Below are 22,886 nucleotides of genomic sequence, written 5' to 3' on the forward strand. Positions count from 1 at the left end.
CCTGTCAGCCCCCTGAAATCGTAAGGCGGCCCCGGGCACCGCTGGATTCGTTAACGACTGAGCCAATTTCAGCGTTCAGTCCGCTTCCGGAAATGCCGTTACGAAGAGCGCTCAACTTGGCGAAACTGTCTGCCCTTAAATCAACCACTAGCTGCCCCCTCGATCGGCTATAGTTCACCGTATTGAATTCAACGTTTTCATTACCCGGCAAGATCGAATACTGGTGCCCTGCCTGCTTCATTAGCGCCAGGAAATCCGCGTTGGGGCCCTGTTGCTGGGCAATCCTCAACTGGCCCTCCAACACCCGGCGGACATTACCTGCGTGAGTCTGGCGGTCATTGGGAAACGCTTGCCGATACATTGTCATAGCCTGGTTACGGAGTTCTTCGGCCTGCTGGTTCTGGTACATTCCCAGCCCTGCTTCCACGCCCACCTGCAGTAAAAACCATAGACACGCCACCGCGATGGCCGGTCGCCAGATACGCAAAGCACTGTTGCCGTCTCCGCCCAGAACGTAATGGCCCTGACAGAGATTGATGGGCGAACAGAGGTGGTGATGGTGGGCGTGAGCCAGCAACTCCAGTGGCATAAGCTCCAGAGTTTGCGAACTGACAGCCAGGCGACCCGAACTCTGCAGGTTTTTCATTACCGGAGCCTGGGCCAGCAAGTCTTCTCGCGTGCCGTAGGCCGCGACCCGAACCTCAGTTACAACTTCATCTACCGGCGGCATGGCGAGTGTGTCGGCAAACATCATCAGATTCCCGACCTGCATTTTCAGCCACTCGCCACGCTGGCTTGATAGCAGTGCGCTGTCACCGTCCAGACATATTGCCCAATCATGTTCGCTGACGGGTAACAGCGACGCATCCGGATAGATGGCTTCCAGTCGGGCGTGGTACCAGCCAGTGAATAGCTCCGACCATAGCCCCATCCGCTGATGGTCAATAGCGGCGACCCTGAATCCTTGGTCCTCGCGGTTACCAAGAGCCAGGTGGACTGTGCTGATATCCTGCGCAAGCTGCTCTTCGACGGCAAACGGCAACGCCTGGCGAACAAATCTCGCCTGTTTGGCGGGGATATCCGCAAAACAGAAAAGCGCCTCTTCTCCAGGGATCAGTCCTATCAGACGAACATGCTCCAGGGCATTCTGGGCCAGCGTCTGTTCGATATGCTCACGGATATCATGGGTTCCCTGGGCCTGGGCATCACCACTGGCATCAATCAGAACCCAGTTGAATACCTGGCTCTCAGGCTCTGTAGTCAAGTCCGCAAACGGAGGTACCGGGCGGACATAAAGGCGGTATGACATAACATTAACGTCCTTGGTTCAGGAACCCTCAGAAACGCCAAAACGTTCTTTGGTGATTCGGTTCTTCTGGCCGGTATCCCGGCCCACAGTTGACAACTCACCCGTCGGGCTGCGAAACACGGTGCTAACGAGGTTAACCGATCGGTCATCGTAAGTAATTCGTGAGGCAACCTCAAAAAAACGGGTTTGAAGCCCCAATCCCTGAGGCTTTAGCCCCAGCCCGGCAAATTCAGGTAAGGCCAGAAAATTCTGGATATTCTCGAATCTTCCTTCTTGTCGCTGCAACAACACCGATTTGATTTGGGCTTCTGTCAGCTCAGCGTGCAGCGCCTGCAATACTGGCCCGGATGCCATATTAACATTGATACCAAGGCCCGCCACCGGCAGAGCTGCCACGTGAGGTGCGAGTGCTTGATACTCCTCCTCGGTAATGCCTTCCAGTAGCCTGAGCTCCGTGACACTTTGAAACGGCTGATTGGCCGCCCGATAAGGTGGATCCTGCATCAGATATTGGCCATCTTCAGCGCCGTATGCATTGACCGTCTCTTCGTTGGCATCAATCCAGTCTACCAGTACATTAACGTTGAGATTGGTCAGGCCGAGGACAATAAAGAGTCGCTCAAGCCGGTCCCGGGTTACCTCATTAACCAAACCGGATGAGTCCACCAGATCATTGAGATTAATGCGCCCACCCAGGTCGTCGACCTGAATTTCAACAACGCCCTCATCCAATGGCAGCAAGGCAGAATATCGGGCCCAGAATTCATCCGGGCTATCGACGAACAGGTTGTTTTCCTTGTCTTCCTCAAAATCCCTGAACAGTATCTGCTTTGCGAAGGCCTCGGCTCCCAACGCAATGCTGTAGCCCTGGTTCTGTGCGAGGTAGTGGCCGGCCTTGTAAACCCGGACGCTCTGATGTTTGGTCATACCTGTTGCGAGCATCACGATCAGCGCCATGGCGAGTAACACCATGATCAGGGCAACACCACGTTGTTTTGAGCTGCTTACAGGCCCTGTCATTGAGGTACCTCCAGATTCTCGGGTTGCCCCGTAGATGTATCCGGACTGCTCTCCCCGGTCTCCTCTTCCAGTTCCTCTGCTGGCGTTTCGAGATTCTGATTGGATTGGGCTACCGCGCCTTGCGCTTCATCCAGGTCAAAATCAGGCAGTGTGAAAAGTCGTGTCAGCTCTCCAAATCGCTCGTGAGTGAGCGATATCTCGATGCCCAGGGGCAGAGGCAGCCGCGGCACTCCCGATTGACCATTGCTTGTCGGGTCAGCCATGTTTGCAGGCGGCCACTCGTCCACCCAATTACGTTCCCGATCCATAAAACGGATTTCAAACTCAGTGATGTCTGCCAACAACGACTGATCACGGCTCTCCTCTTCCTGCCCCTGGTCCACCATCACCCAGTAACGGCGTCGCAGTTCTTCACCGGTGTATTCGTAGGCACTGCGCTGCAGCTCACTGCGGCGGGAACCAAGGGGATTACGCCAGCCCTGGCGGGTCATGACCAGTTCGTAGGCATCATCGCGACTGCTCAGTGCAGGAGCAAAATCACCGTAGATATTCCGCACAGGGCGGTTGACCACCTGGGTTATATCCCGGCTCATCAGCAGGAAGGCCTTCTGTACTCCATCGAAGTCTGTTGCCACTTCATCGACCCTGTCGCGAGAGCTGATTACACTCGATATTACCTGCCACACCCCAAGACCGATGACAGCGGTGATTGTGACGGCAATCAATACCTCCATTAACGTGAAGCCGGACTGAGAACCCAGTGCGCGTTGAGGCATCATCGGCCCAGTTCTCCGATAAAACCGGACAGCGTGTGGACCGGCCGGGCTTCATCGCCGAGTCCCATAAAACGTTCAACCGTGACCTCTACACGGCGAATAGTCGGCTCCTCGGTGCCACTCACCTCTGAGATAACGCGCCAGCGATACTCGCCATACTCGAGTTCGCTGGCGTTCTCCCCAACCCCCGGAAATTCCTCGCTAAGTCGCAATTCGTTCATGCGGTTCTCGGCAATCCAGGCGGCCAGAGTTTTATCACGGATGCGCTCATAACTGTTGATGTACTGGCTCCCAACCTCGGAAGCGGCGGTGGCAATCAGCCCGAACACCAATAAAGCAATGAGGACTTCAATCAACGTAAAACCGGCAGAACGTCGACGAGGAAAGTGATTGCAACGGCTCACAGGACTTCCTGCTCCTGTCCAGGGCCGACCCATTCAATCCCGTCCAGCCCATCAGACTGCAGCCGATGCAAAGCGTCCCGTTGCTGTCCAATGGAAAATTCCAGTTCGAAAGGCGTGGTTTCACCACTTGAGAAAAATACAATGCTGGGCCTGAGCTCATCTTCGCTACTGGCCAGTCTGGGCACATCACTTTCTATGAAAGGGGTTATCTCTGCCCAATCCGGCATCGGGCGTGGCCGAAAAAGACGCTCGGACTGGCCCGCCCAGCGTCCCTCCAGATCGTTAAAGACCACAAATCGGTAGGCCTCATCGTCGAGAATCAAACCCAGTTCCTGATTATTGAGAATCGCCTGTTCCGAGGCGGTCTGCATGAGCAGGTACATCTCACGGACGGTATTCTCCAACTCCCGTTGTTGCGTGCCGCCTCCGAGATTGACGATAGCAAGCGCGGCCAGCAGACCCACCACAATGAGTACCACTAAAATCTCGATCAGGGTAAAGCCTGATATTGGGCGCCGGAACTGCACTGCGAACTAGCCCTCGGAATCCCAGACGCTGATATCCGCGGCATCCTCATCACCGCCTTCCTGACCATCGGAGCCGTAGGAATAAAGATCATAAGGACCGTTGGAGCCCGGGCTGATGTATTCATAACCACGGCCCCAGGGATCTTCCGGTACGCTTTTCAGATAACCGTCCGGATTCCAGTTCCGCGGCTCAGGGCTACCGCCGGGCTTGGAAACCAGCGCCTCAAGACCCTGCTGGGTGGAGGGATAATGGCTGTTGTCGAGTCGGTACAGATCGAGCGCATTGGCTATGTTGCTCATCTGGGTCTTGGCTACCGTGACCCGGGCCTGGTCACTGCGGCCCATGATGTTCGGTGCCACGATGGCGACCAGAAGGCCGAGAATTACCATGACCACCATAATTTCGATCAGGGTAAAGCCACGTTGTATTGTTGCGTGTTTCATCATCTTGACTCTCTGTTTTCCTTGCGATTGAAATTGGAACGTCCTAGCCCACCAGGTTACTCATATTCAATATGGGTAGCATGATGGCCAACACGATGATCAGTACAACGACACCCATGATCAGTAGCATCATGGGCTCGAACAGGCCGACAATGGCCGCAATTTTCGCCTGGAGGGTATTTTCCTGCATCCTGGCTGTGCGCTCGAGCATGCTGTCCAGCTCTCCGCTGGCCTCACCGCTTGCGATCATATGCAACATCATGGGCGGAAAATACCCGGTATGGTCGAGCGACCGATGCAGGCTGCCCCCTTCACTCACCCGCTGGGCAGCCCCCCGGAGCTCCTGACGCAAAAAGTCGTTTGAAAGCACTTCACCCGCAATGCGCATGGCCTCAACCAGAGGCACGCCACTGGTCGTCAGTATGCTCAGGGTACTGGCATAGCGCGCGGTATTCACACCCCTGACCATGCCTGAAAACAGTGGCATGTTCAGTAACATGCGATGGAATCGCAACCGGTTTGATTCTTTGCGCAAAGACAACCGGAAAAAAACGACGGCCAAAACAATGCTAATTAGCAGGTAGAGACCGTAACTTCCGAGAAATTCTGACATCACCAGCATGCCCTGGGTCAGCGCTGGCAACTCCTGTCCCTGTTTGACGAACACCTCAATGATATCCGGAACCACATAAGTGAGCAGGAAGACTACGATCGCAATCGCCACGAAACTCAAAATGATCGGGTAGATCGCGGCGAGCTGGATTTTTTGCCGCGCCTCCTGCCTGCTTTCGGTGTAATCCGCCAGCCGGTTCAACACCAGATCAAGGTGACCCGCATGCTCGCCCGCCGCTACGGTTGACCGGTAGAGCCTGGGAAAAGCCCGGGGAAATTCGCCGAGGCTATCAGCCAAGGTATAGCCCTCCATGACCTTGGCGCGAATGGCAATCAGCATACCTTTAATACGGGGCTTCTCAGATTGTTGGGCGGTGGCAGACAGAGCTTGTTCAATGGGAATACCTGCCTGTATCAGGGTCGCAATCTGGCGTGTCATCAAGGCCAGATCTGCCGCACTGAGAGTGCCACGACTGCTGAGCGGGCTGGCCTTGGTGCGCTTTTCGGCGGCGGGCTCGACCGCTAGCGGCGCCAGGCCTTTTTCTCTCAATTGCTGCCTGACAGCGCGAGGGCTGTCTGCTTCCAGCACGCCGTGTTTCTGTTTGCCGCGCGCGTCCAGAGCCTTGTAGTCAAATGCGGGCATTGCTTAGCTCCGGTGGGTCACTCTGAGAACTTCTTCCATGGTAGTGACGCCCTCCAGAATTTTGGTTACGCCGTCCGAGTGTATGCTGGGGCCGGATTTTCGGGCTTCGTGTTCTAGCTCGAGCTCACCGGCGCGTCTGTGAATTAACGCGCTCAGTTCTTCTGATACTTCCACCACCTCATAGATACCGATACGTCCCCGATACCCGAGCTGGTTGCAGGCCTCACAGCCGGTGGCACGATAAATTATCGGTGGCGCACCGGCGTCCTGCTGGAGGAATTCGCACTGCTCTTCAGATGGCGTGTAGGGTTCTTTGCAGTCATGGCAAAGAACACGCACCAGGCGTTGCGCAACGATGCCCACCAGGCTTGATGAAATCAGGAACGGCTCGATCCCCATGTCCATCAAACGCGTAATCGCACCAACAGCGGTGTTGGTGTGTAACGTGGACAGTACCAGGTGCCCGGTCAGACTGGCCTGAACCGCGATCTCAGCGGTCTCTAGATCACGGATCTCACCAATCATTACCACGTCCGGATCCTGTCGCAGGATAGCTCGCAGGCCCCGTGCAAACGTCATTTCTACTTTCGGGTTGACCTGCATCTGGCCGATCCCGGGAAGGTTGTATTCAATAGGGTCCTCCACGGTAAGAATGTTGCGGCTGCGGTCGTTTATTTCCTGCAAACCGGCATACAGAGAGGTGGACTTACCTGAACCGGTCGGGCCGGTGACCAGAAGAATGCCGTAGGGTCGTTGAATCATCTTGCGCAGGCTTTTTAGATCCCGAGGCGCCATACCCAACGACTCAAGGCGAATATTGCCTGCCTGTTTGTCCAGCAGCCGGAGCACGATGCGCTCGCCATTGGATGACGGCATGGTGGACACCCGAATGTCGACTTCCCGCCCCGCAACCCGCAACGAAATGCGCCCATCCTGAGGGACGCGCTTTTCCGCGATATCCAACTTGGCCATGACTTTGATCCGGGATACCAGCAACGGTGCCAGCGCCCGTTTCGGTTGTACTACTTCCCGTAAAACGCCATCCACCCGGAATCGCACCACGAGACGCTTCTCATAGGTTTCAATATGAACGTCCGACGCGGAAGATTTGACCGCTTCAGTGAGGATGGCGTTGATCAGACGGATTATCGGTGCATCGTCTTCCTGCTCCAGCAGGTCCTCTGTTTCCGGAACCGAATCCGCCAGCGAAGCGAGGTCCATGTCATCGCCAATGCCTTCGACCATCTGCATGGCTTCGGCAGAGTCATTCTGGTACGCCGCGTTCAGGGCTTCGTCGAAAGCACCCGGATCAATCGGCGAAAAACGCGCACGGCCGCCACTGACACGATTGGCTTCTGCCAACGCCGAGTGAACTGCGCCAGGCCGGACCAACACAATCGGCTCACCGCGATCATCCCTGGTCAGTATGACACCGTTGCGTTTGGCAAATGTAAAAGGTAGACGGCCCAGCGGGGCATCCTGCTGCTGGAGATCAGATTCTGGGTTCAACGTAATCCTCGTCCGTTTTTAGCCTTCGGGGCTTCATTATTCAGCACTTTCCCAGAGGCTACCACAGCAACGCAAAAAAAGACTGGCAAACCATCAATTCTCCATAACATGCCCACAAACCTGCACTTAAACCTGCTACATTGTGACTGAAACTACGGACAGATTAAGGAACCCAATGTCTGTGAATATCACCAGGCTTCCCCTGATTGCGGCTATTTTAATTGCCCTTACGATGGCTGTAGCACTTGCATGGCAGGGCTATGACTTCTGGGTTCAGGAACAGCAACGGGCGGCCAGCGCGCGTGCTGAAAATGTTCAGAGTATCGCGGCAGAACGGCCACGGCCCGACGTGAATCTTGCATCACTGAATTTGTTTGGCACCGCCAACAGCGCTACAGAATCGTCAGAAATAGATACCGAAAATTTGCCGGAAACAAACCTGCGCATTTTTCTGCGGGGCGTCTTGGCCGCCGACGGTGAATTTCCAGCCAGCGCACTGATTGAGGATTCCAACAGTAAAACCGAAGCCTACATCGTCGGCAATGAAATCCCCGGCGGGGCAACTCTTCGGTCGGTTCGTCCAAACCGGGTCATCCTTGAGCGTAGCGGGAAGCTTGAGAATCTGTACTTCCCTGAAATCGATGATCAGGCTGGCCTGGCTATCGCCCAAAGTCAGATTGCCGAGGCCACGGCGAACCAATCGGACGATACCTATAACACTCAGCCCGTCAGCACCACTTCACCGCCATCTTCCCAGCCAGCTTCAGATCAACGTCGGGAAGAAATCAGACAGCGGCTTGAACAGTTGCGTGAACGTCTGAGAAATAACAGCAACTGAGTCGCCTGCCATGGCCGCCGGGAAGTTACGTTCGGCCTACGTGGTTGTCTTCGTGTTTATCCTGTGCGCCTCCGTTACCGCTCCTGCGCTTGAACTCACAAACAAACTGTTGGAGTACGTTCAGGAGGAGTTTGGAGAGCAGGCGCGGAACCGGCTCGATCAGTGGCAACAGCTATACGACATAGCCAGCCCAGCTTCGACAGAGCGCAAGCTGACACTGGTGAACTCTTTTTTTAACCAGGTTCGGTTTATCAGTGACATCCAGCATTGGGGCGAAGGAGACTACTGGGCTACCCCCGTGGAGCTACTGGCAACCAATGGTGGGGATTGCGAAGACTTCTCAGTCGCCAAATACCTGACCCTGAAAGCGATGGGGGTACCGGATGAGCAACTCAAGATTACCTACGTCAAAGCAGTGGAATTGAACCAGGCTCATATGGTTCTGGCCTGGTACCCGACGCCGGGTGCGGATCCATTAATCCTTGACAACCTGATCGACGAGATCAAACCCGCCTCCCAGCGCCCGGACCTTGAACCGGTCTACAGCTTTAACGGTGAGGGCTTGTGGCTGAATCAGGGTAGAGATTACAGCCGAATTGGAAACCCGAGCAGGCTCAGTCGCTGGATGGACCTTAACGAGCGACTGGTGGATTCTTTGCGCTAGCGTCCGGCTGGCTATCCGTCAATAAATGAACGAACCCATCCCGGTACATTGTCGGCGAGCAGGAACCATTCGCCTTGCTGAAATACCGCCATACGCTTAAAAGGCTGGTCGGCACTGGAGTTATCAACCAAATGCAGTTCATCCACCAGGCCAACGGCGTCCTGGACGAGGTTAACAGTACGTGGAATGCGCCCTCTTAACTTATCCTCTGGCACATGGTGACCTCCGGAGGCTACCCGACTATATACCCTTGCGACATTCAATTCCGGTGCGAAAAGATGGAAATAAAAGACTTTAACAACATATCCTAAAGCCTTGGCTGCACCCAAAAAATCCAGTTTTGAAGGATGGGAGAACACGGTTTCAAAGCAAAACGTCTGCCGCTCTTCCAGCAAACGATAACGCTCCTTCTCTGCAATCAGAGCAGCTTCATAACTGTGTTGTTCGGCCTGACCTGGCCACAGACTGCGGGCGATATTATCGGCATTAACCAAAGGAATACGGTGGCTTGCCAGAAAGGTTTCATAGAAGGTGCTCTTCCCTGAGCCGTTGCCACCGACCAGTAACCATAGCTCAGGCGGCATCGTCCCTGTCATAGAGTTTCTCGAAAGTCCCGTTTACGAAGCGGCCGACGGCCCGGCTCCCGTTTGGATAAAGTGCTTCCAGGTAACCGTCATGGGTAGAAGAGGCCTGATAGACAGTTCTGTTGCGCTTGATGCTCTTTCCTAGCTGACCAGAATCACGGGCCTGATCCACTTCTGCCCAAAGAGAATCGGAGTCCAAAGGTTTCGATTCCACCCGTTCGAGTTTTACCCTCTTCAGCCCCTGGCTGAGAGCGACCAGGTCTTCAGCGCTCACCTCCCTGGCAATACTGCGACCGATCTCGGCCCACAGTTCGATTTGCTTGGGAACTGACCGCCGCTGCACCTGGCCTTCCGCTGACGCATGGCGCACCAGGATTTCATCAAGACGGACGGGAATAGACATAGAGCCTCCGTTTGCCACATATTCTTCATATCGTAGCGCTCTGCACTGTTTGTTGCAAATTGCTTCAGGAGCGATTTTAACCGCGATCAGGCGCCCAGGCCTACATAAAATTCGCGACTGAAGTCGATTCCAGGGGAATTGGGTTAGTCCAGCAACAGCCGCCCCAGTCCGGAGGTGCGGGTAACCTGACGTGTAACAGCCTGATCAAAAACGCTGTTATCCGGCAAAAGCAGGCTGAACCAGTGCCTTGCCCGGGTTATGCCGGTGTAGACCAGTTCCCGGGTCAGAACCGGGTTGAGTTTGTCAGGCATTACCAGACAGGTATGGGCAAATTCCGAGCCCTGGGATTTGTGAACCGTCATGGCATAGACGGTTTCCACGCCCTGCAGCCGACTGGGCAGTATCCAGTGGATACCGCCGCTTCCATCGCCAGCGGGAAAAGCCACTCGCAAAACCTCGCGCTCAGGCTCGATAACCTCCCTGCCATCCAACCAATGGCGGGCTGGCAGCGCCAGGGTAATACCAATATCGCCATTCATCAGGCCCAGGCTGTAGTCATTCCGGGTAACGAGCACCGGGCGGCCCGGATACCAACCCTCAATGGTACTGATTAATTTGGCGCGTTTGAGAGCATTGGCAATGTTCTCATTGAGCCCTTCCACGCCAAACGGACCCCGACGCAATGCACACAACACCTGGAACTGACCATAAGCTTCCAGGGTGGTTCGGGCCCAGTCATCGAAGTGGCTCAATGGCTCAGTCGCTCCGGGGCGGGTCTGCGCCATCTGTTTGAGGTAGTAGCCATAGCCAACCGGAGACTCGATTTCCTTACTTCCGATTCGACGACCCAAGCCGCTATCAGAAAAATGTTGCGCCCCGCCTTGCACCGCGTGTTGGCTAATGCCCGGTGTCGGGTTTTTGCGGTCTATGCTGAGCCGAACAATATCCTGGTAACCCCCGGCGAATACGGTGCGAACGGCGCTGGCTGCAATTTCGCTGGCACCGGCAGGCTGATTGACGGCGGCGGCCAATTGACCGATACCACTGGCAGCATCAAAGCGGTAGCTGGTGCGCAGCAGGGTAATCACCTGGTCCAACGGTCGGCCCTGTTCCCCCCGTAGTTGCGGCGGTATCGCCACGCCACTGACTGTTTCCAGCCATTGCGCAGTAGCATCCGTGTAGCGACCCTCAAAAGCACGTTGACAAAGCTCGCCCATTACCGCGCCGGCGTCCACCGAGGCCAACTGGTCTTTGTCGCCCAGCAGAATCAGCCTCGCCCCGTTGGGTAGCGCCTCCAGAACTCGCGCCATCATCTCGATATCCACCATAGAGGCTTCATCAATCACCAATACGTCAACGACCAGCAAGTTATCACGATCATGACGGAAACGGCGGGAGCCTGGAATGCTGCCCAATAGCCGATGCAAAGTCGTAACGTCGGTAGGAATCGCCCGTCGGCACTGATCGCCCTCCGGCAGTCCGCTCAGGTCCAGTCCGGCCACGGCCCCGGCAATGGATTCATTAAGTCTTGCGGCAGCCTTTCCGGTCGGCGCTGCCAGTCGAATACGTAACGCCCGGGGTTGATCGCCGGTGTTCAGGGCAACACTTTGCAGCGCCGCCAGCAGTTTCACGACGGTCGTTGTTTTACCAGTGCCCGGTCCGCCGGTGATAATGCTGAAACCGTGGCGTGCAGAGTTGGCACAAGCTACGCGCTGCCAGTCCGGGTCATAGTCACGGCGCCGGGCGGAGGGAAATAACGCAGCGAGTGCCCCTGCAAGCGCTTTTGCAGGGGCACTTTCAGCATCAGCCATCGCCGCGGGGTGTTCCATTCGGCGGCTTAAGCGGGCGTAAATAGATTGCTCGTATTGCCAGTAGCGGCGCAGGTAAAGCCGCAAACCATCCCGTACCAGCGGCGTGTTACCGGCAGCCTCCGAATCTGTTCCGTCGGCTACCAGTAACGGATGTTCGAGGACCGTCTGCCAGGTCGTCAGCGGCACGTCCGCCAGCAACTCTGAAGGCAGCAGGGCGTGGTCGCGGACGACCTGATCCTCCGGTGGCAGTGACAACGTGTCATCCAGCCCTTCCTGCCGCGTGGTCTGCAGGTCCAGGCAAACATGCCCCCGGCCAAGCTGGTGGGACGCCAGCGACGCGGCCAGTAACAGAAGTGGGGGCGCAGGCTGCCCCGCAGCGCGAGTTTCCCGGTCGAAGAAACGCACCAGAGCGGCGTCCAGGGAGCGCAACCAGCCCAGTTCAACCCACTGATCCAACAACCGAAGGAGGTCTGGGGTTTCCTTTAGCACGGATTGCGGTGTCAAGACCGCGGCGCCCTCCACTGCTGCATTATCCAGAGACACGTCATCGGGAAGCAGGTCATCAAACAGGTCTCTCACTGGATCACCTCCGGCTTTGCGTAGGCGGCATTTCTGAACAGTTGGTCCAGCGCTTCGATAAGTTCCTTGCCTGGCCGGTCAAGATGTACACCGGCACTATCAGATCCATTACCCCGAAGAAACAGGTAAACCGCTCCGCCTACATGGAGGTCGTAATCGTAATCGGGCAAGCGCGATTTTAGTAGCCGGTGGAGCGCAAGCAAGTAAAGCGCGTACTGCAGGTCATAGCGCTTCTCGCTGACGACCCGGGCCATGGCCTCTGGGGTATAGTCCGCGTCCGTTGGTCCGATATAGTTGGATTTGTAATCCGCCACGTAATAGCGCCCCCCGTGCTCGAATACCAGGTCAATGAAGCCTTTCAACATGCCGTTGAGGGTTATGTCATCGGCCGCAGGACGGACGGTATTTTCAAGATGTTCGAACTCCCGCAAGGTGTGGCGGGTGACAAGACCATCCAGCTCAAAGGCACTCACCTGACTGCTGGCGAACCAGAATTCGAGTTCAGGGATGGCCTGGGTAAGAGCGGCAAGGGCAACCCGGGGCTGGTCCCCATCCGGCTGAACTGGCAAGGGCAACTCTCGCTGCACAAAATCTTCTGTCCAGTGTGCCAGAGGTTGAGCCCACGCCTCCCAGCCCCTGGCGGCGCATCGCTTCTCAAGCATGGCAACAAAATCCTGCTGGCGCCCTGATGACAGATCAAAGCCCACCCGGTTTCGCCATTCCAGAATGCCGTGCAGGAAGGTGCCCGGGCCTGCCCCCCGATGAAAACCGTGAATACGGCGCTCGGTGCTTGCCGGGCGCTTTAGTACCGGCTGCTCCGGCATCCGGCCAGCCTCACCCTCCTCATTCCGGCGCTCGGCGGCCGGGGTTTCGGCTTCCAGTGTCCCCAAAGGCAGGCTGGTCGGTATCGGAGCAGTGCTGTAGCGAATCGCGGAATAGCTGGCGATCCACCAGTCTTCCCGTGCCTTGCGTTCCGGACGGCGGGCTTCGCCGAGACGAGCAACGATCGGCGGTGTGTAACGCTCAGTCGTCGCCATTGGCAACGGCGTGAGCGTCATGAACGACGAGCCTGCAACCATTTGTTGAAGGCCTTCCGTTACAGAAGACTGGCCGTCAAGGCCCACCAGATAGCCCAGAGCGCTGCGCTGCTCGTCGCCACCGATATCACAGGCGCCGACCCAGGTAGCGTAACGCGCCCTGGTCAGAGCCACGTAGAGTTTACGGATATCCTCGCCCAGGCGTTCCCGATCCGCCCGGGCCAACGTCTCTTCGTCGGGATCGAAAGTAACTTGCAATTGGCCCCGTTCGTCGTGCCAGGAGACGGTTTTATCTTTCTTGGTAGCGGGGCGACAGCTGGTGGCAAATGGCAGGAACACCAACGGGTACTCCAATCCCTTGGATTTGTGCACCGTCACCACCTGCACAAGATCAGCGTCGCTTTCCAGCCTCACCTGCATGGCTTGACTGCTTTGGCTGGCGTCTGAAATCATCTCGGCGAGGCGGCGAGTCAGTGCCTGCTCACCATCCACCTGCTGGCTTTCCTGCTGAAGTAATTCGGCAATATGCAATACATCGGTCAGCGCCCGCTCGCCGCCGTCCTGGTGCAACAACCGCGCAGGCACGTCGAACTCGGTCAGAATGTGGCGGACCATCGCCAGCACGCCCTGGGTCTGCCAGATCTCGCGAAAGGCCCGAAAACGCTCGATCTCATCTTCCCAGGCCAGCTCATTGCGGTGCAGATTGTCCAATCGCTGCCAACTCAGGCTCAACGTGCCGGTGGCCAGGGCCGTACGAACCAGACGGTCTCGCTCCGGCTCGGCGCAGGCGGCCAACCAGTGCTCCAGATCGGTAGCCCGCAAGGTTTGCAATACAGAACTCTGATCAGAAAGGTATACGCTTTTCACACCCCGGTTGCTGAGCGCCGTCCGTATTGCCCGTGCTTCAGCACCTTTATTCACCAATACGGCAATATCGGAGGATTTCAGCGATTGCAAGTTGTCGGCCTGGTCCCTGAAACCCGCTTTGCGCTGGACCCCAAGGTTCAGCAAGCGGACGATCTCGCTGGCGCAGGCTTCAGCAACGCCAGTCACCACTTCATCTTTTTTATCGTTGTTGCTGTATGTCCAGAAACTCATGGCAGGGAGTTCGGCACCGTTGCCGCTGTCATCGATGGAAAGTGTCTCTTTCCTGCCTTTAGCGTCTACCTCAACAAACGGTAACGGGTTTTCACTACCCGTCCCGGTGTGTTCGGCGCGGCGGAACAGGAATGCACCCTCTGGCCGGGTTTTGTCGCCGTGACTGAACACCTGATTGGCCGCCTTCACCATGGCATGGGAGGAACGGAAATTCCTGGGAAGGGTGACATGGCGCCCTGCGGTGTCTTCCCGGGCCTGCAGATAGGTGAAAATATCCGCTCCCCGAAAAGCGTAGATTGCCTGCTTGGGGTCGCCAATCATCAAGAAGCCGGTTTCCGGTCGGTTATCCGCAACCTTATAAATGCTATCGAATATCTGGTACTGGACCGGGTCGGTGTCCTGAAACTCGTCAATCATGGCCATTGGGAACTGTTGTCGGATGGTGTCAGCAAGATGCGCTCCACCATCCCCCTGCAGCGCAGTATCCAGTCGGGTCAGCAAATCGTCAAAACCAAACTCGGCACGGCGCCGCTTCTCCTGTTCCAGTCGTTGGGCCACCCATCGTGTAGCATGCACCAGCAAAGCCTGTTCCGGCACCGGGACCAGGCGCTGATGGTTCAGCTCGGTGACGGCACCGATCAACGGATGATCTGCTGGCGTCGGCTCGGCTTTCCATGCCTCTTCGATACCAGCGGCGGATAACCTGCCCCACGCGGCGTCAGTCAGCGGTGGCGGTTGGATGGAGTCGGTTTCGGCCCATTCCAACAAGGTGTCCAGCCAGCCCTGAAGAGTCGGCAGCCGGAGCTTGCGGCCGTCAAAGGCTTTCTTTACCTGAGCTTGCTGACAGATCGCCATGAAATCCGCCACCTGGACAAACAAGGCTTGACGAATGCGTTCAAACACCTGCCGTCGCTCGGCCACCAGTTGGTTGAGCAGTGCAGATGGCGACTCCCTTCCATTGGCCAGACTGGCTTGCAGTTTAAGCAATGGCTTGAGTTTCGCTTGCAGGTCGTCAGGGGATTGAACCGCACTCAGGTACGCTTCAACCGTATCCTCATGCAGGGGCGTGACGAACGTGCGCCAATAATCCCGTACCACCTGCCCCAGTAATTCACTCTGGTCGGTCTCCAGGTTCTGGTTGAACAGGCCGCCGCTGTCAAAAGCATGTTCCTTGAGCATGCGGTTACACCAGCCGTGGATGGTATGTACAGCCGCTTCATCCATGGATTCCGCTGCCAACTGTAACAGCCGCGACTTTGCTGGCCATTGTTCAGGGGAATACTCGTCCCGTAACTGCAATAACGGGTCCTGCTCGGCGGTCGCACCATCTGTCGCACTGCTGGCCTCAGGATTAACTGATTCCGGCTCAACGCGAAAGGCCGCCGCAGCTTCTGTCAGACGCTTGCGGATGCGATCCCTGAGTTCCTTGGTCGCCGCTTCAGTAAAGGTAACCACCAGAATATCCCTGGGCGTCAACAGGCGACCGGTGTTAGCGATCTCGCCGTGGCCAAGCACCAGCCGCACATAGAGCAAGGCAATGGTGAAGGTTTTACCCGTGCCAGCACTCGCCTCAATCAATCGGCTGCCATGTAATGGTAACGTCAGGGGGTCAAGGCTCTGACTGTTCGCCATGCTATTTGTCCTCCGGCTTTATATTCAGCCATAAAGGCTTATAGAGCTGTCCGACCCAGTGCACAAAGTGGCAGTCCGCCACCAGGGTGTCGAAATTCGGGTAGGCTCGCTGCAAACCCGGGTTCTCATCTCCCTCGCCGGTGAATTGATAACCGCTTTCATACGCGGCCCGAGCTTTTCCCAGAGCCTTGTCTTCACCGCCTTTGCGGAGCGCATCCAGAAATGCAAACGCCGTTTTAGGCGCCACCGGCAAGGGTACTTTCATGGCCTCGACCCAGGTGGCCATTATCTGCTCAAGATAGGCGTTTGCTTCGTTCCGGGCATAAGGATGGAATGACACGTCTCCGGCCTTGCTCAAGACATGGGTGGTAATGGGCTGCTCGTCCATGGCGTTGGCGGCCAGGTGCGCGATCCAGGGTCGCAGGAAATTGGTCCATTTGTACTGGTTTTTGGCGGTCGTCAGACCACTGCTTTGCAGAAAGACCAGCGCTCTGTCACCGGTTTCATTTTGGCGCAGGTTCCCGAGCCAGTCTTCCAGACGTAACGACTGCTTCCCAAAGTCGTTCTCGATCGCCACCAGTTGCAGCTCCAGCGCCTTGGGATAGGAAATGAGGATCTGGCGATAACGCTCAGAAAGCTCCGGCAAATCCTTTTTCAGACGCCGTTGCTGAAGTTTCCCCAACCCGCCTTGGGCCAACGCTCCTCTGGCCGATTGCCGGAGTATCCAGGCATCCAGCCGGGCATTGAGCTCCCCTTCCCCGACCGACTCTGTTCCGGCTATAACATGGCGTATCAACTCATCGTTCAGGGTCCAGTTTTCAAGGCCATCCAGCACGAACGGCTCGTCATCTTCGGTGCCAGCCATGGGCTTATCAAAATACACCCCAAGGCGTTGTCGGAAGAAGGTGTCCACCGGGCTGCGCAGAAAGCTGGCGAGAACAGCCAGCGTCAACGGCTCGTCAAACAGCCCTTCTGGCAGATCTGTCAAGGCGTCCGGCCCGGCCACGTTCGCTTCCTGCTCATCCCCTGCACCGTGAGCTTGCCGCCATTCTCGGGCAAAAGTGAACAGTCGCGGGTCATCGGACGCCCCGAAATAGGCAGGGCTGAACGGCTGCAACGGGTGGTTTGTGGTCAGGCGATGGGCAAGCTGATCGTTTTCACCAGCTTGCTCAATCGGCCTTATGGTATCGAGATGGTCCCGTAACTGAGCCACGAGTACGGAAGGCGGGCGTTCAGAATTATCGTTAACACTTTTCCCTACCCAACTGATATAAAACTTTTTTCTTGCAGACAACAAAGCTTCCAAGAAGAGATAACGATCATCTTCCCTACGGGATCGATCACCCGGCCGGTAATCCCGGGCCATCAGGTCGAAATCCATGGGCGGTTGGCTGCGAGGGTAATCACCATCGTTCATCCCTAGCAGGCAGATATGACGGAAGGGTATTGCCCTCATCGGCATCAAGGTGGCGCAATTGACCTTGCCTGCCAGAAAACGCTGGCTAAGGCCGCCCTGATCGAGCTCGCCGAGCCAGACCTCCCGCACGATGGTCAGTGGCAGTTCGGTTTCCGACAGGCCACCATCCCGACAGGCCGCGACCCAGTCCTCCACCACTTGATCCAGCCGGCTGATCACCAGATTGTCGGCCAACTCACTCGCACTGATAAAGTCCCGCTTCAGCTCGTTCAAAGCCTGAACCCACTGATCCGGCGTCTTGCGCTCGGTGAGAATCTGCCAGTGCCGGTCGAGGCGTCTTACCAACTCCTCCAGCGCACCGGCCAGACGACTCTCAAGGCCGCCTATGTCACTATAGGGTTCAATTCCCTGCCAGGCCTCGCCCTCACCGACGGAGTACCCCAGCAACATACGCTGAAGACCAAAGAGCCAGGTGTTCTGATGCATGTCTGCAGGCAGCTTCAGTGCCTCTCGCTGTTCTGCATCCAGCCCCCAGCGAATATTGGCACCCTGAATCCAGTCGTGAAGTTGGGGCAAGTCTTCCTGCTTCAAGCCAAAGCGCTCCCGTATCGCCGGTACATCCAGCAGATCCAGTAAATCACTGACTGCGATGCGGGATTCCGGCAGACTCAACAGCATCTCAAGGGCCACCAGAACCGGCACCTGGTGGCGCTGGCCCTGATCCGAAATGGTGTAAGGAATGTAGCGATCATCATTATATTCGACCTGACCAAACACGGCCTGGATGTGGGGGGCGTAGGCGTTGATGTCGGGCACCATGACAATGATGTCCTGGGGTTTCAGGTCCGGGTCAGCACTAAAAGCTGCCAGCAACTGATCATGCAGTATTTCAACCTCCCGCTGGGCACTGTGGGCGATATGGTAAGCAACCGACGAATCCCCCTGGTAATCGGCTGGCTGGGTCTCGCGGGCTTCGTTGACAGGTCGCAGCTCAAGAATATCGTCCTGTAACGTTTGCAGTAGCGTTGGCTTGGCATCAGGTTCAAACGGCGGTTCGAAAATATCGATACGATCAAACCAGCCCGCGTAACCGGCCTGGTTGTCGTATTCATCCAGCAGACGGATGTAATCCCGGCCCTGTTTGCCCCAGGCCGCCAACAAAGGGTTTGCGTGCAGGTGCAGGTTGTTTTCATCCAGCACATCCGGTATCGAATCCCGCTGTTTACCCCGGCGGTTGATGGCCCGCAGCAGTTCCCGGTCCTCGACAATGTCTGCCCAGTAGTAGCGGCAGGGGTTGTGGACGCACAGTAATACCTGGGCACTTAGGCCGAGGCGGCTCAGAACCTCCAGGGTCTGCTGGGGCAGTGACGACACACCAAAGACTATCAGGCGCTTTGGCAATCCTGCCGGGCGAGTGCCTGCCGTCAGGCTGGCGGATTTCTCCATAAAGCGGTTATGGACATCTGCACGACTGGCGCTGCGCGGAGTTTCACCGATGTCGGTGTGAATCAAACGCCAGAGTTCCGGCTGCCAACACTGGTCAGCAGTGAGTCCCAGTGCCTGGCCGTTTCGCACCAGAATGTGGTCCCTACCCTCAGCCCATTCATCCAGCCAGTCGGCCCGATACACCTGATATTGATCGAACAGATCCGCAATGCGCTCAGCCAGTTGGTAGAGTCGGCGGTCGCCCTCCTCGCCGTCGAGAAAACGGGCCAGGGGCGCGAACACAGGCTGGTCCTTGATGGTGGGTAGCATACGCAGCAGGCGCCAGGTCAGCCGGTCCTTGTCATAGGGAGATTCTGTAGCTACTGCCTCTTCGCCCAGTACGCCGCGGTATACCTGCCACAGGAAGCGGGACGGCAAGGAAAAGGTCATGCCAGCGGCGATGCCAACACCGGGTTGCACGGGGTCATTGTCATCCCGGGCCAGGGCCAGCTTGAGCCATTGTGCAATACCGTTGGAGTGCACCAGGAAAACTTCGTCATCCAGTGGCGCCAGCGGAAAACGGCGAATCACCTCTACCGTCAATGCCCTTAAGTCCTCAAGCCGGTTGGCGTGAATAACCTGAAATCCGGTGGGTAGTGACTCGGTACTGGCAGGGCTGGAATGGCCGTCGCCCATGGGTTCTCCTTTTGATACTGCTTCAGGTGCTGTCGATATATGTCAGCCCGCTTGTCTTAATCCGATACTGTAACAGGCTAAAACACCGCTACAATCGTTTCGACACCAAACCCCCTCCAAGAGCCTTGAAAAGATCAACCGAGGCCAATAGCCGGTCAAGCCTTGCCCGGGTAATTTGCTCTCGGGCGTCAAACAGGCTGCGCTGGGTTTCCAGCAAAGTGAGCAGGTCATCGCTACCTTCCCGGTAGCGAATCTCCGTCAGCCGAAGGGTTTGTTCTGCTTGCTCGCGAATGACCACCAAGCGACGCTCCTGCTCTTCAAACAACGTGACCCGATCAAGGGCATCGCCGGTTTCCCGGAATGCTGTAAGCAAGTTACCACGGTAGGTTTGCAACAGGGCGACCCGGCGTGATTGCGAAAGTGCCGTGGCGTTCTCCTGTTGGCCGCCATCAAACAGCGTTTGGCTCAGGCTCAGCAATCCGGTCACCGCACGGGTTGGGTCTGCCAGACTGAGAAATCCGTCTGAGGAAAGTCGTGCAGCTGCCCCCAAAGAAAGTCGTGGCAACAAAGCTGCGCGGGTTTGACGGATATCGGCATTCGCCGCCTGCAGTCGAGCTTCGTCTGCCGCCAGATCAGGCCGCTGCGTTATGATATTTGCTGGCAGTCCGGGATCAATCGACGGCACCGTGATGGCATTGAATTGGGCTGCCGGAGTTTCGCCCCCGTAAGGAAAGTCACCGGTCAGAACCCGCAAAGCCGCCAGGTTCTGACGAATCTGATATTCCAGTGGCGGTATGGCGTTACGACGAACCAGTAAAGCAGTCTGTTGCCGCGCCAGCTCCGAGCGATCCGCCACGCCATTGCGGTAGCGTGCGTCCACCAGCTGCAGGGTACGCTCGGCGGTTTCCAGATTCTGGCGGGCGATATCCAGGCGCTGGCGGGTTTCGAGCAATTGAAACCAGATCGTTGCGACCGACCCGGCGAGCGTGAGCCGGGCAGCTTCAAAATCAAACCGGGTAGCCTGCAAACTGGCCAGGGCAGACGCTTCAGTAGCGGCCAGGCGTCCCCAAAGATCCACCTCATAATCAAGGCTCAACGAGGCACTCGTGCTGGACCCGGTTACCATCGTGCTACTGCCAGCCACTTGCTGCGCCTGACGACCAGTACTGGCGGCCGCACTGAACGAGGGCAACAGACCGGCACTGGCGTTTTTCAGGGCAATATCGGCCTGAATGACGCTCTGGGCCGTTGCCGCCAGATCCGGGTTGGCGTCATAGGCCCTTACAATCAAAGCGGACAATTCCGCATCCTCGAAGGCGAGCCACCATGTGTCTGCAATACCTTCATTTTCCACATTAATATTCTTGGCTTCATGCTCCCACTGAGCCGGAATCACAACGGGCACGTCCAGCGGTTCGTTGTCCACAGTGGCGCAACCAACCATCGAAGTAGCAAGGCACGCTGATATCGGCCATCTGGAAGGTATTGTATTGGTGGATAACCTCATAGCAAACTTACTCCGACGCCAGCGCATGCACTGGGTCCAGATTGGCAGCTTTCCGGGCGGGCAGGAATCCGAACAGCAGACCGGTGGTAAAAGCACAACTGAACGCCAGCACCATTGGCAATAGCGTGACATACACCGGAGTGCCAAAGGCGCCAACTATCTGGGTGGCCACGATACCCAGAACCACGCCGATTAAACCGCCGATAGCGGACACTAACCAGGCTTCGGTCAGAAACTGCTGCAGGATATTCCAGGCCCGGGCACCGGTAGCCATACGAATACCAATTTCACGGGTGCGTTCAGTGACGTTCACCAGCATGATATTCATTACGCCCACTCCTCCGACAAGCAGAGAAATGGCGGCTACGGAGCCCAGAAGCCAAGTCAGGGTATTTTGGGTTTCCGAGACCGTATCAATCAGGGAGGCCATGTTCCGGATCTGAAAATCCTCCAGCCCATGTCGCTGCAACAGCGTGGAATGCACCTGGTCCTGAACTCCATCCATGTTCTCAACATCCGCTACCGCCACCGTGATATTACGGAGGTGTTGCTGGCCGAAGATACGAAGGCTACCCGTGGTATAGGGCACAAACACTACATCGTCCTGATCCTGCCCCCAAGGTGACGCGCCCCGTTGGGCCATTACTCCGATCACCTGAAACAATACGTTGTTGACCATCAGGTATTCCCCCAGTGGACTCTGATCCGGAAACAGGGATTGGGCGGCCGTTTCTCCAAGTACCGCGACCGAGGCATATTCGCCTTCATCATCAGCCGTGAAGAAGGTACCTTCTTTCAATGGCCACTGCCGAGCGAGAGGAAATTGAAACGAAGTGGCATTGATTTCTGCCTGGTGATTCCGATTGCCATAACGCAGTACCTGACTGCCTGTAAGTTCAGGTATTGCAGCAAGAACACCCGGTATATTATTGATAGCTTTGAAGTCATCCGGCACTAACGTAGTAACGCTCCAGCGCCCTCCCCGCTGGTCCGGCCCCCCCGGCCGCACCAGCAGCAGATCACTGCCCATGGAACTGATACGGTCCACCACATCCTTTTTAGCACCCTCACCGATTGCCAACATGGTGATAACAGACGCCACCCCGATCACGATACCGAGCAATGTCAGGGCTGTCCGGAACAGATTCGTATGCAGCGAACGGACTGCACTTTTTACAGCTTCCTGCCAATCAGTCCAGGGCGAAGAACCACGGTTCCGGGAAAAGGCAGGGGCTGGAGCACCATCTTCAGGTAAAGCATTCGCTTCGCCCGCCGTGTCACTCGTTATCAGACCATCACCAATGGTGATTTGCCGGTCAGCGACGTTGGCTACATCAGCATCGTGAGTGATCAGGATAACGGTGTGGCCCTGTCGGGAGAGATCGACCAACAAGCGCATGACATCCTTACTGCTTTCACTGTCCAGAGCGCCAGTGGGCTCGTCCGCAAGAATAATCTGGCCACCGTTCATCAACGCCCGGGCAATGGAAACACGCTGTTGCTGGCCTCCGGATAATTGGGACGGCCGGTTGTTCAGGCGATTCTCAAGGCCCAGCCCACAAAGCAACTGCTCTGCTCGCACCCGTCGCTCTACTGCTGGCAAGCCAGCATAAATGGCAGGTATTTCGACATTCTCCCGGGCACTGATACCTGGCAAAAGATTGTAGCTCTGAAATACAAACCCGAAGGCTTCCCGCCTCAGCCTGGCAAGGTCATCATTAGCCAGTTTCGAGACGTCACGACCGCTGAACAGATACTGACCGGCTGAGGCTACATCCAGGCAGCCCAGTATGTTCATCAGGGTGGATTTACCGGAACCGGACGGCCCCATAATAGCCACGAACTCGCCGGGATGAATGGTCAGATCGACTCCCTTGAGCACGGGCACAATGAGTTCGCCCTCGCCAAAATGACGAGTAATATCCCGGAGCTCAATAATCGGGGTTTGCAC

17 protein-coding genes are annotated in these 22,886 nt (G+C 56.6%); 2 read left to right on the plus strand and 15 right to left on the minus strand.

Translation table 11 applies throughout. The features are described 5' to 3' along the window. Nucleotides 1-4 precede the first annotated feature (4 nt). Genes gspL through gspE form a run of 8 tightly spaced genes read right to left on the minus strand, consistent with a single transcriptional unit; the run spans nucleotide 5 to nucleotide 7,244 of the window. Nucleotides 5-1,309 (minus strand): type II secretion system protein GspL, encoded by a 1,305-nt coding sequence (gene gspL / locus WEB64_RS08135; protein WP_368059753.1) that lies wholly within the window; start codon nucleotides 1,307-1,309, stop codon nucleotides 5-7. Between the two features lie 18 nt (nucleotides 1,310-1,327). After that, on the minus strand, nucleotides 1,328-2,329 hold the full coding sequence (gspK, locus tag WEB64_RS08140; RefSeq protein WP_368059751.1) for a type II secretion system minor pseudopilin GspK: 1,002 nt from the start codon (nucleotides 2,327-2,329) through the stop codon (nucleotides 1,328-1,330). Further along, nucleotides 2,326-3,108 carry a type II secretion system minor pseudopilin GspJ gene (gene gspJ, locus WEB64_RS08145; protein ID WP_368059749.1) on the minus strand — a complete coding sequence of 261 codons (783 nt, stop codon included), beginning with the start codon at nucleotides 3,106-3,108 and terminating at the stop codon, nucleotides 2,326-2,328. Before gspJ ends, gspK begins: the two co-directional genes overlap by 4 nt. Then, complete coding sequence (gene gspI / locus WEB64_RS08150; protein ID WP_368059747.1) at nucleotides 3,105-3,509, minus strand: type II secretion system minor pseudopilin GspI; 405 nt, start codon at nucleotides 3,507-3,509, stop codon at nucleotides 3,105-3,107. The genes gspJ and gspI overlap by 4 nt, the downstream gene beginning before the upstream one ends. Then, nucleotides 3,506-4,036 carry a type II secretion system minor pseudopilin GspH gene (gene gspH / locus WEB64_RS08155; RefSeq protein ID WP_368059745.1) on the minus strand — a complete coding sequence of 177 codons (531 nt, stop codon included), beginning with the start codon at nucleotides 4,034-4,036 and terminating at the stop codon, nucleotides 3,506-3,508. Before gspH ends, gspI begins: the two co-directional genes overlap by 4 nt. 6 nt (nucleotides 4,037-4,042) lie before the next feature. Then, complete coding sequence (gene gspG / locus WEB64_RS08160; protein ID WP_368059743.1) at nucleotides 4,043-4,483, minus strand: type II secretion system major pseudopilin GspG; 441 nt, start codon at nucleotides 4,481-4,483, stop codon at nucleotides 4,043-4,045. A 40-nt stretch (nucleotides 4,484-4,523) separates the two neighbouring features. Continuing rightward, on the minus strand, nucleotides 4,524-5,735 hold the full coding sequence (gspF, locus tag WEB64_RS08165; RefSeq protein ID WP_368059741.1) for a type II secretion system inner membrane protein GspF: 1,212 nt from the start codon (nucleotides 5,733-5,735) through the stop codon (nucleotides 4,524-4,526). Nucleotides 5,736-5,738: 3 nt separating this feature from the next. After that, nucleotides 5,739-7,244, minus strand: coding sequence for a type II secretion system ATPase GspE (gene gspE / locus WEB64_RS08170; protein WP_368059739.1), 1,506 nt, complete (start codon nucleotides 7,242-7,244; stop codon nucleotides 5,739-5,741). Between the two features lie 175 nt (nucleotides 7,245-7,419). Between gspE and WEB64_RS08175 the strand changes: the two genes are divergently transcribed. Together WEB64_RS08175 and WEB64_RS08180 are read left to right on the plus strand one after the other, a co-directional pair. After that, nucleotides 7,420-8,082 carry a type II secretion system protein N gene (locus tag WEB64_RS08175; RefSeq protein WP_368059737.1) on the plus strand — a complete coding sequence of 221 codons (663 nt, stop codon included), beginning with the start codon at nucleotides 7,420-7,422 and terminating at the stop codon, nucleotides 8,080-8,082. Nucleotides 8,083-8,092: 10 nt separating this feature from the next. Next, the gene (locus WEB64_RS08180; protein WP_368059735.1) at nucleotides 8,093-8,746 is read left to right on the plus strand and encodes a transglutaminase-like cysteine peptidase; all 654 of its coding nucleotides are present in this window, start codon (nucleotides 8,093-8,095) and stop codon (nucleotides 8,744-8,746) included. 11 nt (nucleotides 8,747-8,757) lie between these two features. Here WEB64_RS08180 and WEB64_RS08185 read toward each other — a convergent pair whose 3' ends face one another. From WEB64_RS08185 to WEB64_RS08215, 7 genes are all read right to left on the minus strand, one after another. Next, the gene (locus WEB64_RS08185) at nucleotides 8,758-9,342 is read right to left on the minus strand and encodes an AAA family ATPase (RefSeq protein ID WP_368059733.1); all 585 of its coding nucleotides are present in this window, start codon (nucleotides 9,340-9,342) and stop codon (nucleotides 8,758-8,760) included. Continuing rightward, nucleotides 9,320-9,733 carry a hypothetical protein gene (locus WEB64_RS08190; RefSeq protein WP_368059731.1) on the minus strand — a complete coding sequence of 138 codons (414 nt, stop codon included), beginning with the start codon at nucleotides 9,731-9,733 and terminating at the stop codon, nucleotides 9,320-9,322. The genes WEB64_RS08185 and WEB64_RS08190 overlap by 23 nt, the downstream gene beginning before the upstream one ends. A 143-nt stretch (nucleotides 9,734-9,876) precedes the next feature. Next, a complete protein-coding gene (gene recD / locus WEB64_RS08195; RefSeq protein ID WP_368059729.1) occupies nucleotides 9,877-12,123 on the minus strand; it encodes an exodeoxyribonuclease V subunit alpha in 2,247 nt (748 codons plus the stop codon). After that, nucleotides 12,120-15,890, minus strand: a complete 3,771-nt coding sequence (gene recB, locus WEB64_RS08200; protein ID WP_368059727.1) for an exodeoxyribonuclease V subunit beta — start codon at nucleotides 15,888-15,890, stop codon at nucleotides 12,120-12,122. Before recB ends, recD begins: the two co-directional genes overlap by 4 nt. A gap of 1 nt (nucleotide 15,891) precedes the next feature. Next, nucleotides 15,892-19,428, minus strand: a complete 3,537-nt coding sequence (gene recC, locus WEB64_RS08205; protein WP_368059725.1) for an exodeoxyribonuclease V subunit gamma — start codon at nucleotides 19,426-19,428, stop codon at nucleotides 15,892-15,894. A gap of 88 nt (nucleotides 19,429-19,516) precedes the next feature. Continuing rightward, on the minus strand, nucleotides 19,517-20,962 hold the full coding sequence (locus WEB64_RS08210) for an efflux transporter outer membrane subunit (RefSeq protein WP_368065554.1): 1,446 nt from the start codon (nucleotides 20,960-20,962) through the stop codon (nucleotides 19,517-19,519). Further along, nucleotides 20,943-22,886: a MacB family efflux pump subunit gene (locus tag WEB64_RS08215; RefSeq protein WP_368059803.1), complete on the minus strand. Its 1,944-nt coding sequence runs from the start codon at nucleotides 22,884-22,886 to the stop codon at nucleotides 20,943-20,945. The genes WEB64_RS08210 and WEB64_RS08215 overlap by 20 nt, the downstream gene beginning before the upstream one ends.

The organism is Marinobacter sp. (assembly GCF_040882185.1).
In the GTDB taxonomy this organism is placed as follows: Bacteria; Pseudomonadota; Gammaproteobacteria; order Pseudomonadales; family Oleiphilaceae; genus Marinobacter.